The following is a 14,867-nucleotide window of genomic DNA, read 5'->3' as shown; positions in this document are numbered from 1 at the left end:
TGCAAAAAATTAAGCATGATTTACGCCAAATACATTAAGTTTTTTTGTTATTAATCCACTGCAGAGATTGCGAAGGTAAATAATTAGCTTCAGTTTCATGATAAGGGAGCTGGCGGAGTTTGTCAAGGAAGTTTTTCGTTTCTATTCCCAATAAAAGTTTATTATATGGTTATGCAAGAAGTCTAGTGGAATTGGCTAATATTTCTTAATTTAAATTCAGGTGCACTTAGCCCATTCTGGTGATAACAAATTGGAACAGATAAGGTATGATAACTAACTTTTCTGTGAGTATATAGTTTTGCCAGACACAACAGTACGTACCACGTGCCCTTTTACTTTGCGCCCATCGAAAGGGGAATTCTTTGATTTACTAGCAAAGTTGTCAGTTTTAATTTCCCATTCATGATTGAGGTCAACTAAAATTAAGTCTGCAGCAAGGTTTTTTTGTATACGACCACGTGATACGTGTATTATATCTGCAGGCTTATATGTCAATTTTGCAAGCACATCAAGTAGACCCATTTGCCCACTGTGGTAAAGTTCAAGTGAAAGGGGCAGCATTGTTTCAAGGCCAACAATACCAAATGCAGCATTTTCAAGTGGAAGATCTTTAGAATTACGATCATGCGGAGCGTGATCGGTTGCAATGCAATCAATCACACCTGTCTTTAAACCTTCAACCATAGCTAAACGATCTTCTTCAGTGCGAAGCGGCGGGTTCATTTTTGCAATTGCTCCATGTTGTTTTACTATATTTTCAGTCAAAGTGAAGTGATGAGGGGTTACTTCACATGTAACATTTAATCCCAAATCTTTCGCACGTTTAATAGCATCAAGTGAATCTTTTGAAGAGACATGTAGAATATGGTAGTGCACATTTTCCATATCTTTCATGAGCAGTATATCACGATTTACCATAACCGATTCTGACGCACTCAAGATTCCCTTTACTCCCAATTCTTCAGAAATTTTACCTTCGTTGATTGCACCACCTGCTGATAAATTTAAATCTTCTGCATGTTGAGCAATAGGAACACCCAGCATACTTGAATAAAGCAGCGCCTGTCTCATAATCATTGGGTTCATAACTGGCATGCCATCATCAGTGAACCCAACCGCACCTGCTTCCTTTAAAAGTGCCATTTCAGTCAACTTTTCTTCCGAAGTGGTAATTTTAGCGTAAAATTCAACGTTTACATGTGAAGTTTCAAGTGCTCTATATTTCAAATATTTAGCCAAAACAACGCTATCAATTGCTGGAACAGTGTTCGGCTGACAAACTACAGTTGTAACGCCTCCCGCAGCTGCAGATTTGCTGCCTGTATATATAGTTTCTTTATGTTCTTGGCCTGGTTCACGAAAATGTACGTGAATGTCAATAAGGCCTGGCATTAGAACAAGCCCTTTACAGTCTATTGTTTCATCGACCCCACTTGTTGAAAATAATGATTCACCAAAGTCAACAATTTTATCCCCTTCAGTCAATAATGAACCTTTTATATCAAGCTTAGTTTCGGGATCGATAACACGAGCATTAATATATGCAATTTTATAGCCTTCCTTTTGCCCTGTTTGCAGCAAATTCCAAGTTTGAGTCATTATATTTGAGTATCGATTATAAAATAAATCTAAAGTTTTTTTAACAAAATACAACCAAATAAAAACGCAGACTAAAGTTGCGAGAGCTGTCTTGAATTAAAATTGTCCCAAAAATTTGGCTCTTATAACCGAGTTACTTCAGTTTTAACGTTAATATGAAAAACTCTTAGCTCTGTTGAAGGATTTTCCAGTTGAATATCTAGCTCATTCTGTATGTTCGATAAACAAATCAAAGCTGAGTCAAAATTTTCATCACACTGCTTCGCTTCATGCATACCATCGATTATTTCCTCTAATTCTTCCACATCATCCATTTCTTGCGGCGCACTTTTTAATATCGCTTTTATTTGGTTTAAATTTTGACGAATTTTCTCCTGATATCCAGCAATTCTCTCTTGATATATATATCAATTATTTTTTGACATGCGTTGCCTCTAAATGGATGTTCTTTTTTCTCTTTTATGTAAGAACTTTGAAAGTCTTTACAGTTAAGGATTGCTTCTCTATGTTTTTTTATGTCATTAATTGCACTGACTATCGACTTATCTATTTTCTTCAAATTTTCTTCCCGTCCTTCTCTTTTAATTATACTTTTGGATTCATTTTTCATTTGGTTCATTTTGTCATACAGGTTTCTGCATTCTTTGTAAGATACCATTGGTTGTAATATTCCTTCTTCTACACCTTTATTGTAAAAATTCTTCAACTCATTACTTGATAGTATTGTTATAGCATCTTCCCTTTTGCCTTGTGATTTAGGATACTTTTTATTCAATGAACTAACATGATTTAACAAGAAATCTTTAACTAGCTCTTCCTTTTTAACTTCAGCTAATTTTTCTAGTGTTTCTATATATTTCAGAACTTCCGCAAAGAGCTGTCCACCAGATGGAGCAAATCCTTGAAGTGGTTTACTCTGAGCTTTATAAAAATCGGTTTGTAAAAAATCTTCAGCTTGTTTTTTTATTACTGAAAGTTCATTGAAGGCTTTTTCTGGATTGATTTTTCTCAAAATACCAACAGTTTTTCTAATCGCTTTTTCTCTCTTTTTATTATCTTGCTTTTCATTTAATATCAGATGTTCAGTTTTGGTAAAAGCATTACCTTGATCACTCTTTGCAATGTTACAAACGATGTTTTTTACAACTTTTTCAGTTGCTGCATAATCTATTTCTTTTGCAAAGCAGTCAACAAATGATTGCCAAACTTTTTTATTAACAAGCTTACTTGTCTTATTTTCAAAATCTTCTCTACTTTTGAATCCTAAAATAGTATAGAGATTTTTTTCAACTATTGGTTCGGCATGTTGTTTTGCCACTTTACCTTTTATATTGAATGGAAATTTACTAATCTTAGTTGTACCCACAATGTTACCTCAATATTAACGCTATCTATAAAAGTATAAAGTTTAATATTTAATTTTTAATTAATACTAGCACAGCTAACTACGGGGGCATTATGCTAGCATCAATAGCAAGCGTCAATTAACACTTTAACTTCTAACTTGTCATCAGTAATATTGTTTATATAAAAACTATAATTTTTTATGCCTGAACTTGGGAATATATTGCTACTCATAGCCTGCTTATTGTCTTTGACATATTTGTTTTTACCGCTTAGTTCTTGTCGGTTTATTACCACTGCCATATTTTTTTGTGTATCAACATCAATGGCTATTTTGATCTACTGCCACATTACAAATGATTTCTCACTCGAAAACGTATATTACCACTCACACACAACAAAACCTTTGATCTATAAGATTTGTGGAGTTTGGGGAAATAAAGAAGGGTCTATGTTGCTTTGGACATTAGTGCTTACCTTTTACCTATTTCTGATGGGTATTTTTACTGATAACGACAGTAAATTGAAGAAAGTATCCTTGATCACCCAAGGCTTGATTTGCTTTTGTTTTTTACTGTTCACTTTACTTGAATCCAGCCCCTTCACTAAAATGCCAAGCGTTGAAAAAGATGGATTGGGTTTTAATCCGATATTGCAAGATATAGGCCTTGCTATTCATCCACCGATATTATATTTGGGGTACCTTGGATTTAGCGTTCCTTTTTCGCTCTCTATAGCTGGATTAATTGCAAATACTGAAGGAAATGTTTGGGCTAAAATTGTCAGGCCTTGGGTACTTATTTCTTGGTCGCTGCTCACTTTGGGCATCAGCTTGGGTAGCTGGTGGGCATATCGCGAACTTGGGTGGGGTGGATTTTGGTTTTGGGATCCAGTGGAAAACGTTTCTTTGATACCGTGGCTAATTGCAGTGGCGCTGACACATTTGTTGCTCGTTGTACGAAATTTCAATACTTTAAGGAATTTCGCTATTTTACTTACGCTTACAACTTTTATATTGAGTGTAACTGGAACATTTCTAGTCCGCTCAGGAATACTCACCTCAGTGCACACGTTTGCAGATGACTCAAGGTATGGACTGTATATATTAGCTCTACTTGGTGTAATTACAGTCAGTAGCTTAGTAATATTTGTAGTGTTTACGAGAAAAAATCGCACATCTTTCCAGTGCTCGACATTGGAATCCAGAAAGAAATCTGCTACTCAAGTGACAGAGGGTAGAAGATTCTTTTCACGCCTTACGATGATGCTGATGAACAATTTATTATTTATTACTGCCTTTTTCATCGTGTTCGTTGGCACTTTATACCCTACAGTGCTTGAGTATTTAACCGGTGAATTAATTTCAGTTGGAGCACCATATTACAATTCTTTATTTAATCCTATTGCACTGGCTATTCTAGTGCTCACCATGATCGGGCAATACTGCCTTTGGCAGGGAAATAGTCTATTGCCAATATTTCGTGAATACAGATTTTCATTCTGTAGTGCTGCAGCTATTTTGCCGTTTATCTTTCACATGGAGCTAATAATTGTGCTATCAATTACTATCTCCATAGCATTATTAATCTTTGTTTTAGAAGCATATAGTAAAAGAATTTGTTTATTTAAGGTAGCATTTGGTGAATCAATTTTATTAGCAAGAAAAGTTTCTAAATCCTACTATGCAATGATGGCAGCTCATGCTGGAGTGGCAATTTTAGTGCTTGGTATAGCTTATTCAGTTGGTTGGCAGGAGAAAAAAGAAAATTACTTAAAAATAGGGGATAGCATAACAGTCAATAAATTTAAAGTTACTTTACGAAATATTGAGCTAATAAAAGAAAAAAATTTCCATGCAGTGAGAGGTACAATGGATATCAGGAATTTGCTGAATAATAAGATATTGGGTGAGATAACCCCTGAATATAGATTTTACCTTGTGGAAGGTCAGAAAAATGTTGAAAGCAGTATCTACCACAATTTGCTTTCTGATATTTATGTTGTAATCGGTGAGATTGATAAGAGTAAGAGCAAAATCGCAGCTAAAGTGCACTATAAACCTGGAATGTCTATAATCTGGCTTGGATCCTTCCTCATCGCTTTTGGTTCGCTCCTTGCTGCTTTTCCTTTATTGAGAAGATTTTAATAGGACTCCTTTATACTATAACGAAAAAACTTCCTTGACAAACTCCGCCAGCGCCCTTATCATGGTATTGAAGGTATTCAGTTATCTTCATCTGTGCAGATTAAACAGCAAGAAAACAACGTAGTTGGCGTCTTATTTTTAATTTTTTGCACTATGTGCACCTTATGTCTTCACAATATTTCTAGGTTTTTACCTACACAAGCTGAAACGCGCTTATAAGTCGTTTAAGACAGTATAGTACGCCAATTTGCAGGATTAGAGAGTGACAACTAGCTAACGCGGGGTTTCTTTTGCCTTTTTTTCTGCTTAGTGAATTTCTTAAACATTTATAGCTTAAGTTAGTTGCACTTAAAAGCAGCTAAATTGCAGTGTTTAAGACTTAAAAAACGCCAAATACTGAAAATAGACAATGACTAGGGCTTCTTTTGCCTTTTTTTTGTTTGGTAAATTCCTTAATATTTATAGCTAAACGACAACCGTCATCCCGCTGCTTGTTAGCGGGATCTAGAGATACCGCGGCGGTATGACGGTTCGTGGCGGTATGACGGTTCGCGGCGGTATAGTAATTCGTCATCCCGCTACTTGTTAGCGGGATCTATCCGCGGCGGTATGACGTAGGACCGCTGTCATTCCAGTCTGGAATCTAGTTCTTATTGTACATTTACTTAGTGTAGAGTTAAGTTTCCTGGATCCAAGTAGTCTGGGCACTGGGACGACACCCTTTTGGATGGAAACCTCAGCTACTTTCATGACACCATTCTTTCTTCTGGATCCCAGTGTCAAGCACTGGGGTGACATCATAGGGGTACTAGCCTGACAACCGTCATCCCGCTGCTTGTTAGCGGGATCTAGAGATACCGCAGCGGTATGACGTAGGACTGCTGTGATACCATTATAGAGTGAACCAGTGTCAGCTACTCGGATGACAGAGAAGTCCAATCACAGAATAAACTAGTGAATTTTTTGAAAAGTATATAAAATTCAAGTGATTATTTTAAGTAAATAGCATGGCACTTAGACTCATTCCAGATAACCTCAATATCAAGTTTAGTAAATATAGGGATTTGACTGCACTCGTTAGCATTATTTTTATCATCTTTTCAATGCTCACTGTTGTGCTGCGTGGAGTGAACTTAGGCATAGACTTTGCAGGCGGAATTTTGATAGAGATAAAATCTTCAGATGAGAATCACTCTATTCTCGATGCATTAAAAGAAAATGGTTTTACAGTGCAGAGTTCAAAAGCGGGTGATAATTTAGTCATGCGTTTTAAAGATGAAGGAGATGAAGATAAAATCAAAAAGATAAAAAGCATACTAGAAGAAAAGCTAGGTAGCTCAATAAGCTATCGTAAAATAGACTATGTTGGCCCACAAATAAGCTCAACACAAATATTTGAAGGAATGTTATCCATGTTGATCGCAATTGTTGGAATATTTTTTTACGTTTGGTTTAGATTTAATTGGCAATGTGGATTCAGTGGAATAACAGCACTGATTCATGACGTGATTTTAACTGTTGGTTTTATTAGCCTAACTGGCATTGAGTTTAATATTTCATCAGTTGCAGCTCTCCTCACTGTCATTGGTTATTCAATCAATAACTCAGTAATTATATACGATCGGATTCGAGAGTATTGCAAGAGTGGTAAAAGTGGGCGGATGAGTGAGATAGTAGATGCAAGTATCAACGCTACATTATTTCGCACTATATTAACCTCGGGTACAACCCTTCTTGCTGCTCTTCCTTTGACATTAATCTGCACAGATGCAGTGAGAGACTTCAGCTTGATCATTTTTTTTGGTATTTTGATTGGCACTTGTTCTGCAATATTTATTTCTGCTCCTATATTAACCTACAGAGCTTTGATAAGTAGATTGTAGAAGTGTTTAGTCGCGGTATAATATCAACTTATTATCTCTTATAGTGAAATGAAAATACCTTAAAAAGCTCATTCCAAGTAGTGAATGAGACATAGAATGAGTGTTAACGCTCGCCTGTACATCATTAACTAAAAAATTCCCTATTTTAACCTGAGGGATGTGAACAACACCAGCTTTTATTTGACCTTTAGCAGTTTCATATATTTTAAAATCCTGAACGTTTTGTAAGTTAATACCAACATGTAATGCGTCTTTTTGTGATAGAACAATATCGGTTGCTCCGGTATCAAGCAAAAACGTTATATTGCGATCATTGACCTGAGCCTGAATATAAAAGTGTCCATCGTATGATTTCGTAAATTCGATACTTCCACTATTCTGACCACTATTCTGAATTCTCCCTTTATATGGTAAAAAAGTACTGAGAAATCTGTCGCTTAGTTTGTCCCTTTGTGAATCAATAAGCATTGAAGTGGCAGCTATTATTAGTAACCAAATAACTAGATTTTTCACCGCGTTCATATTGTTAAAATTTGAAGCTATTAAAATAAATTTTAAAGATTAGCGTTAAAAGTTATTATTAAAAATAAGTAAATTTCATTGTTTTAGTACAATATTTAATATACACTTTAAGAAGATATGTTTGATTTAATTTCATGTCAGAAGCAAAAAGTTTAATTTTAGCAGCTATCCTTTCAATGTTGATCATGGTATCTTGGCGCATTATTTATGATAATTTTTTTAGTGCAAACCACAACCAGCCATTGATTGAACATATCGAATCTTTTAACGACCTTGCTCCTATAATACACCAAAATCGTTCTGAAATTATTAATTCCACTCGAGAACAGAGGGTTAGTTTAACCAATAACATGATTAAAGGATCAATTTCTTTGAAAGGTGCAAGGTTTGATGACTTAATCTTAACTAACTACCACTTAGAACCGAGTTCTTCTTCTCCACAAGTGGTGTTACTGTCACCTGCAGAATCAAAAGATGTATATTTCGCAGAATTTGGGTGGCTCGATCCGAATGAAAAGATTAAAGTTCCAGATTCTAAGGCAGTCTGGCAAGCAGATAAACTCAATCAAAAAGAGGTCAATTTATTTTGGGATAATGAAAATGGCATTTTATTTAGAATGAAAATTAGCCTTGACGATAACTACATGTTTAAAGTTGAGCAAATTATTGAAAACAATACAAAAGATAATGTAGTTTTGGTTCCTTATGGTAGAATTAACCGTAAACGTGACAATATCAACGAATCTTATTGGATATCCCATGAGGGAGTACTGGGTGCATTTGATAATAAACTAGAGGAGTGGACATATAAGGATATTTCCAAAAAACATTTAATAAAAGCAAGCACGAGTGAAAAAAATTGGTTTGGTTTTGCTGATAAATACTGGCTTACAGCCATCATACCTGAGAAATCCGATAAAATAAATGTAAGCATTAAGCATACTAACGCTAATGATATTGATAAATTTCAAGTAGATTTTGTCAAACCTTATAAGAGCATACTTCCTGGCGCAAGTGTTTCTAATGTGAATTATTTTTTTGCTGGAGCAAAAAAGTTGAATTTACTGGATTCTTATAAGGATACTCTCAATATACCTTTGTTTGATAAAGCTGTAGATTTTGGTGTTCTTTATTTTATAACCAAGCCAGTGTTTTTACTGCTTGAATATTTTAACTTCGTTTTAAAAAATTTTGGCTTAGCAATATTATTGCTGACTTTAGTAATCAAACTTTTGATGCTTCCCTTATCTAATAGATCATATATTTCGATGTTCAAGGTGAAAAGCCTGCAGCCTGAATTAACTCGTATAAAAGAGTTGTATAAAAATGACAGCTTAAAGCAGCACAAAGAGACAATTGCGTTGTTCAAGAGAAACAATGTAAACCCAATGTCGAGCATTTTTCCCATGCTAATACAAATACCGGTATTTTTTGCTCTATATAAAGTATTATTTGTTACTATAGAGATGAGACATGCTCCTTTTTTTTTATGGATTAAGGATCTTTCAGCTCCTGACCCAACGAACATCTTTACATTATTTGGGTTGTTTAATTATAACTTTCCTATTTCTATAGGCATTTTACCTATAATTTTCGGTGCCACCATGATAATTCAGCAGAAGCTAAGTGAGAAAGATCAAACCAATAAAGATGATATTCAAGTAAATGTTATGAAGTTTTTACCTTACATTTCTGTCTTTATTTTTTCTTCTTTTCCTGCCGGCCTGGTAATATATTGGATATTTAGTAATATTATAACTTTAATTCAACAATCATTAATAAAGTTGTTTTTAACGAAAAAAGTGGTAGTAAATGTCGAAAATACTAATAGTTAATTCAATTTATTATGCTGAAATAGCAAACCTTTTGCTTGAAGGTGCAGTCGATAGATTAAAAGAAAGTCATGCAAGCTATGACATAATTGAAGTTCCTGGTGCATTTGAGATACCAGCTACAATTCTCTTTGCAGTAAAAAGCAAGAATGCTAATTATGACGGTTATTTAGCTCTTGGGTGCGTGATTCGCGGTGAAACTGATCATTATCAATACGTTTGTAAAGGGGTAATCGAAGGTTTAAATGAGGTTGTTATGCATTATGCAATACCCTTTGGTATGGGCGTAATTACCGCTGACAGCAAAGATAAAGCACTAGTTAGAGCTGACAAAAACAAAAAGAACGTTGGTGGCCATGCAGCCTCAACTGTTTTGCATATGATAGATTTACACAATAAATTAAAATAATGGAGGAAAAACCAGTAGATAAAAAGTGGCGCATAAAAAGAAGTACGGCAAGATTTCTTGCTGTACAAATTGCTTATTCAAATATTTTCGTAGGTTATAACAAAAGCACTTTTAAACTGGAAAATTGTGAGCTTAAGAACTACATAAGTAAGTTGAAAGATATATTTGAATGTGAAGAATTTGAACATCAGTTCTTAGAAAACTTGTTATATAAGGTTATAAAAAGCAGTGAAGAATATGATAAAATAATAGAGTCTTATTTACATCCAAGCTGGTCCCTCTCACGTTTAAATCTTATAAGCTTATCTATCTTGCGTGTTGCAATATGTGAGTTAGCTAATTGTGATACGCCAGTTCCAGTTGTCATTAATGAATATACTAACATTGCATCTGATTTACTTGATAAACCAAGCGAAATTGGTTTTATTAATGGGTTATTGGATAAGGCAAAAGATGCAGTTAAATTAAATAAAAATCCTTAGCAGCTTCTCACAACTATATAAAAGTTAAGGCAATTTCCATAATAAATTTAAGTAACTGACACTGAAAAATAAAGAGGCAGACTTAATCTACCTCTTTTATACTTAGCTGTCTAGCTTTTTGCTTTTTCTTCAGAAGCAACTTGTTCAACAATAAGTGAGCCTAAATAAGTGTTAACCTCTTTAGCATCATCTTTGTCTAAACCTAATGTTTTATTCCACTCTGTTTTATTTACTGCCTCGAACTCACCTTCTTTGTTTTTCACTTCTAGTGAACTTATACTTAATAATAAAGTATTGCCTGCTGAACTGAAAGACCCAACAATAATACGGTAGTTCTTGCCTTCTAAGCTGAAGTCTATATAACATTTACCTTTCATCTTATCTTTTTCATCTTTAACTTGGTTATTCTTTTTTATTTCCTCATACACCTCTTTTGTTACTAGCAATGCTGCTTGTTTATCATCAACAACAATCTTCGGAGCTTTCAACTCAGATATTTCGTTATTTTTGCTGATGGCATATACTGCTAAACAAATCAGTGCAACAGCAACAAATGCTAAAACACCCATTCCAAGTGGTGTAGCTGCAAAAGCTGCAAGTGGAGCTAGCATGGAAGTTGAAGACACCCAATATGGTGCTGAAAGTGCTACTGCTGCGCCTATGACATACAAAGAAGTAAGTGCAACAAGTGCAGTGTTTGTTTTGTGGAACTGACCTCGATGATTTTTGAAAGTTAGCATAAACGACCTCATTTAATAAAATATTAATATGCTTAAATTGTATATAAAAGAACTGTCATAGTCAAGCTTTTTCGCAAATTACCTGCCACTTGAGCCAAAGCCCCCTGCATTGCGACCGGTTTCTTCTGTGCAGAATTCTTCTCTGTCATCCCAAATTACCTGAGATACAGGAGAAATAAGGATTTGTGCAATTCTATCTCCTCTTTTTATCTCATACGACTGATTACTTAGATTAATTAGGCAAATCTTCACCTCACCTCGATAATCAGAGTCTATAGTGCCCGGAGAATTTAAGACAGTGATTCCATGTTTTGCAGCAAGACCAGAACGTGGGCGGATTTGCCCCTCAAAACCGTTTGGTATTGCAATCACAATTCCAGTTGGAACAAGTAATCTCTCAAGTGGATTTAAAACAGCAGAGTCATTCAATGCAGCATAAAGATCCATACCAGCACTCTGCGTAGTTGCATAACATGGAAGAGACAAGTCTTCTCCGTGTGATAATCTCTTTATTTCTACTTTAATTTTACTTCTTTGCACTCCAATTTACCAACTATGAAGATTCAATTATAGCATGTAAATTGTATCTGCAAAAGTAATAAATGTTACATCGTAAATGATGTCATTCTAGTGCGTGACGCTAGGCCATAAAATAAGTTTTTCGTTTCTATATGCGCTACCTTAAGACTTTAATTATACAACGTCTTAACGCACTTAACCCCATCGACATATAAATTTGCATGACTTTTTTGAGTATTAAGCAATGCAAGTCCAATGTTGCCTACACTAGAGCGCAGTTCCCCTATTTCCTCATTATTTTCATTTGTCACTTTAGTGCCAATATCTGGAAGTGCGTTATCCCCCTCAACAAGATAAAGTTTTCTTCTGAATATTTCTTGTCTGCTCATTCGATTTACGACTTCCTGACCTACGTAACACCCCTTATTAAAGCTTATACCGTTTGCCTTATCGATTAAATATTGCAATGGGAACGATGAATTTTGTACCATATCTTTTGCTCCATCTGGGACAAGGTTTTTAATTCTAACTTTTTCATACTGAATAAAATCTCCAACCGGTTCTTTTATTTTATCTTTATGTATGATCCTCATTCCTAGCAGCTTGTGCCTTGGATCTTGAAAAATAACTTGTGACTTACTACTACACTCCGCCAACTTAGTATCAAACAAAACTCCAACCTTATATAGTGCACTAATGTCTTTAATTTTCACTCTCAAATAAGTTTTAAGTAAATCTAGTTTCTCGATTATTTGCTGTAAGTGCACATTTTCGCACTCTAAGAAAATATATCTACCATATTCAATAAGAAAAAAATCATATAGGTATTTTCCCTGAGGGCTAAGCAATAAAGAGTAAATAGCTTTTTGGCTATCTAGCTTATTAATATCATTGGTTATAATGCCCTGCAGAAAATCTCTAGTGTCAGGCCCATATAGCACTATCACACCACGACTTAAGAATGGTATATAACTCATGAAATCTCTATAAATAAACCTAAATTTTATTATATAACATTAGGCTCTTTTAGAAACTGCTTTTGGCGTGCATATTTTATATGGTGTGCATATTTTACAAGCTCCAGCCCTTGAAATCTAACTTACGAGTATATATATAAAGTTATAGGTTAATTTGTTGAGAGGAAAAGCAAATGTCAAGTATAAGTTTAAATGTATTGGATGATAGCGTGCTGATCAAGCCTATTAGCGAGGAAAAGCAGGGTGGAATTATGCTTCCATCAAGTGCTGAAAAGAAACCTACTAAAGGTGAAATTGTAGCAACTGGTGAAGGTTCACGCAACTCAAATGGCGAACGCATAGCTTTAACTGTAAAGGCTGGTGATAAAGTGTTCTATCGTCAATGGGCTGGTACAGAAATAGAACATAATGATGAAAAGCTTATCGTGATGAAAGAGTCCGATATACTTGCCGTCATTAAATAGCAGTCTTTATTTTACTAAATTGAAACAAAGCGCAACATGGCGCATTGTAAATGGTTTTATTATAGTTTTCTAAATTTTTTATTAACAAGAGGTGATAAAAATGACTAATGTAGTAGTATCAGGTGAGCAGTTACAAGAAGCCTTTCGTGAAGTCGCAGCAATAGTGGATTCAACGGTAGCAATAACTGCGGGACCTAGAGGAAAAACAGTAGGGATTAATAAGCCCTATGGAGCACCAGAAATTACAAAAGATGGTTATAAGGTGATGAAGGGTATCAAGCCTGAAAAACCACTAAATGCTGCAATAGCAAGCATCTTTGCCCAAAGTTGTTCTCAATGTAACGACAAAGTTGGTGATGGTACAACAACGTGCTCAATATTAACTAGCAGCATGATCATGGAAGCTTCAAAATCAATTGCTGCTGGAAACGATCGTGTTGGTATTAAAAACGGAATACAGAAGGCAAAAGATGTAATATTAAAGGAAATTGCATCAATGTCTCGTACAATTTCTCTAGAGAAAATGGATGAAGTAGCGCAAGTTGCGATAATCTCTGCAAATGGTGATAAGGATATAGGTAACAGTATCGCTGATTCCGTGAAAAAAGTTGGAAAAGAGGGTGTAATAACTGTTGAAGAGAGTAAAGGTTCAAAAGAGTTAGAAGTTGAGCTGACTACTGGCATGCAATTTGATCGCGGTTATCTTTCTCCGTATTTTATTACAAATAATGAAAAAATGATCGTGGAGCTTGATAATCCTTATCTATTAATTACAGAGAAAAAATTAAATATTATTCAACCTTTACTTCCTATTCTTGAAGCTGTTGTTAAATCTGGTAAACCTTTAGTTATTATTGCAGAGGATATCGAAGGTGAAGCATTAAGCACTTTAGTTATCAATAAATTGCGTGGTGGTTTAAAAGTTGCTGCAGTAAAAGCTCCAGGTTTTGGTGACAGAAGAAAGGAAATGCTCGAAGATATAGCAACTTTGACTGGTGCTAAGTACGTCATAAAAGATGAACTTGGAATCAAGATGGAAGATCTGACACTTGATGATCTTGGTACTGCTAAAAATGTTAAAATTACTAAAGATAATACCACAGTTGTCAGCGAAAATAGCGATTCTGACAGTGTGAAAGCTAGAATCGAGCAGATCAAATCTCAAATTGAAACTTCAACTTCTGATTATGATAAAGAAAAGCTAAGAGAACGTTTAGCGAAATTATCAGGTGGTGTTGCTGTGCTAAAAGTTGGTGGAGCAACTGAAGTGGAAGTTAAAGAACGTAGAGATAGAGTTGAAGATGCGCTGCATGCAACAAGAGCTGCAATTGAAGAAGGCATAGTTCCAGGTGGTGGAGTTGCACTTCTTTATGCTTCATCTGTTCTCGACAAATTAAAAGGTGCAAGTGACGAAGAGCAAATAGGCATAAACATTATTAAGAAAGTTCTCAGTGCTCCAATTAGAAGGTTAGTTAAAAATGCTGGTCTTGAATCTGCTGTTATCATTGACTATTTGATTAAGCAGAATGATAAAGAGCTTATATACAACGTTGAGGCTATGAATTACGCTAATGCATTTACAGCTGGTGTGATTGATCCAGCAAAAGTGGTGCGTATTGCTTTTGAAACAGCGATATCTGTTGCGAGTGTGCTGATTACTACTGAATCTATGATAGTTGATGTACCAAGCAAAGAAAATGCTTCATCTCCTATGGGCGCAGGAGAAATGGGTGGCATGGGTGGATTCTAAGTAGAGTGAAACCGTGGAGCAATTGCTCCACGGTAGTTCCAAAAAATCTCACATTTTACTATTCATTAAAGGTAATACGTTTGGTGCAGAAAGGCACTACTGTTTGCATCCGTTTCACCCCTTTATATTGTGGTTGTCTAATAACAAAAAGGCAGCATAAGAAAACTATAATCCCTAGTATATTTATACTATAGCTGACC

15 protein-coding genes are annotated in these 14,867 nt (G+C 35.1%); 7 read left to right on the top strand and 8 right to left on the bottom strand.

The features are described from left to right. Positions 1 to 273: 273 nt before the first annotated feature. From ACFZP3_RS01780 to ACFZP3_RS01765, 4 genes are all read right to left on the bottom strand, one after another. The gene (locus tag ACFZP3_RS01780; protein ID WP_264688260.1) at positions 274 to 1,599 is read right to left on the bottom strand and encodes a dihydroorotase; all 1,326 of its coding nucleotides are present in this window, start codon (positions 1,597 to 1,599) and stop codon (positions 274 to 276) included. Between the two features lie 122 nt (positions 1,600 to 1,721). Beyond that, complete coding sequence (locus ACFZP3_RS01775) at positions 1,722 to 1,913, bottom strand: hypothetical protein (RefSeq protein ID WP_264732080.1); 192 nt, start codon at positions 1,911 to 1,913, stop codon at positions 1,722 to 1,724. Positions 1,914 to 1,951: 38 nt separating this feature from the next. Further along, a complete protein-coding gene (locus ACFZP3_RS01770; RefSeq protein WP_386086734.1) occupies positions 1,952 to 2,965 on the bottom strand; it encodes a hypothetical protein in 1,014 nt (337 codons plus the stop codon). Positions 2,966 to 3,066: 101 nt separating this feature from the next. Continuing rightward, positions 3,067 to 3,246 carry a hypothetical protein gene (locus ACFZP3_RS01765; RefSeq protein ID WP_253302580.1) on the bottom strand — a complete coding sequence of 60 codons (180 nt, stop codon included), beginning with the start codon at positions 3,244 to 3,246 and terminating at the stop codon, positions 3,067 to 3,069. A 22-nt stretch (positions 3,247 to 3,268) separates the two neighbouring features. Here ACFZP3_RS01765 and ACFZP3_RS01760 point away from each other — a divergent pair, with 22 nt between their 5' ends. Both ACFZP3_RS01760 and secF read left to right on the top strand, forming a co-directional pair. After that, a complete protein-coding gene (locus tag ACFZP3_RS01760) occupies positions 3,269 to 5,089 on the top strand; it encodes a heme lyase CcmF/NrfE family subunit (protein WP_386086733.1) in 1,821 nt (606 codons plus the stop codon). A 1,007-nt stretch (positions 5,090 to 6,096) separates the two neighbouring features. Continuing rightward, positions 6,097 to 6,972, top strand: a complete 876-nt coding sequence (secF, locus tag ACFZP3_RS01755) for a protein translocase subunit SecF (RefSeq protein WP_265044950.1) — start codon at positions 6,097 to 6,099, stop codon at positions 6,970 to 6,972. Between the two features lie 6 nt (positions 6,973 to 6,978). Here the strand turns inward: secF and ACFZP3_RS01750 are convergent, their stop codons facing one another. Further along, on the bottom strand, positions 6,979 to 7,494 hold the full coding sequence (locus ACFZP3_RS01750; RefSeq protein WP_182182693.1) for a TIGR02281 family clan AA aspartic protease: 516 nt from the start codon (positions 7,492 to 7,494) through the stop codon (positions 6,979 to 6,981). A 134-nt stretch (positions 7,495 to 7,628) separates the two neighbouring features. Here ACFZP3_RS01750 and yidC point away from each other — a divergent pair, with 134 nt between their 5' ends. The 3 genes from yidC to nusB are packed head-to-tail and all read left to right on the top strand — an operon-like array spanning position 7,629 to position 10,217. Continuing rightward, positions 7,629 to 9,329 (top strand): membrane protein insertase YidC, encoded by a 1,701-nt coding sequence (yidC, locus tag ACFZP3_RS01745; RefSeq protein WP_386086732.1) that lies wholly within the window; start codon positions 7,629 to 7,631, stop codon positions 9,327 to 9,329. Next, positions 9,307 to 9,735 carry a 6,7-dimethyl-8-ribityllumazine synthase gene (locus ACFZP3_RS01740; protein WP_253309653.1) on the top strand — a complete coding sequence of 143 codons (429 nt, stop codon included), beginning with the start codon at positions 9,307 to 9,309 and terminating at the stop codon, positions 9,733 to 9,735. The genes yidC and ACFZP3_RS01740 overlap by 23 nt, the downstream gene beginning before the upstream one ends. After that, entirely contained in the window at positions 9,735 to 10,217 is a 483-nt protein-coding gene (nusB, locus tag ACFZP3_RS01735; RefSeq protein ID WP_264688254.1) for a transcription antitermination factor NusB, read from the top strand. The genes ACFZP3_RS01740 and nusB overlap by 1 nt, the downstream gene beginning before the upstream one ends. Before the next feature lie 110 nt (positions 10,218 to 10,327). Here nusB and ACFZP3_RS01730 read toward each other — a convergent pair whose 3' ends face one another. The 3 genes from ACFZP3_RS01730 to ACFZP3_RS01720 form a co-directional block, all read right to left on the bottom strand. Next, positions 10,328 to 10,957, bottom strand: coding sequence for a hypothetical protein (locus ACFZP3_RS01730; RefSeq protein WP_264688253.1), 630 nt, complete (start codon positions 10,955 to 10,957; stop codon positions 10,328 to 10,330). A 78-nt stretch (positions 10,958 to 11,035) separates the two neighbouring features. Then, a complete protein-coding gene (gene dut / locus ACFZP3_RS01725) occupies positions 11,036 to 11,497 on the bottom strand; it encodes a dUTP diphosphatase (protein ID WP_264688252.1) in 462 nt (153 codons plus the stop codon). 149 nt (positions 11,498 to 11,646) lie between these two features. Further along, positions 11,647 to 12,453 (bottom strand): YgfZ/GcvT domain-containing protein, encoded by an 807-nt coding sequence (locus ACFZP3_RS01720; protein ID WP_386086731.1) that lies wholly within the window; start codon positions 12,451 to 12,453, stop codon positions 11,647 to 11,649. Positions 12,454 to 12,626: 173 nt separating this feature from the next. Between ACFZP3_RS01720 and ACFZP3_RS01715 the strand changes: the two genes are divergently transcribed. Together ACFZP3_RS01715 and groL are read left to right on the top strand one after the other, a co-directional pair. After that, the gene (locus ACFZP3_RS01715) at positions 12,627 to 12,917 is read left to right on the top strand and encodes a co-chaperone GroES (RefSeq protein WP_373457551.1); all 291 of its coding nucleotides are present in this window, start codon (positions 12,627 to 12,629) and stop codon (positions 12,915 to 12,917) included. 100 nt (positions 12,918 to 13,017) lie between these two features. Next, on the top strand, positions 13,018 to 14,667 hold the full coding sequence (gene groL / locus ACFZP3_RS01710) for a chaperonin GroEL (protein WP_264688251.1): 1,650 nt from the start codon (positions 13,018 to 13,020) through the stop codon (positions 14,665 to 14,667). The last annotated feature ends 200 nt before the right edge of the window (positions 14,668 to 14,867 follow it).

Source organism: Wolbachia endosymbiont (group A) of Norellia spinipes (genome assembly GCF_964273535.1).
The sequence above is the reverse complement of the archived record's forward strand: the minus strand, read 5'-3'. Positions and strand labels throughout refer to the sequence as shown.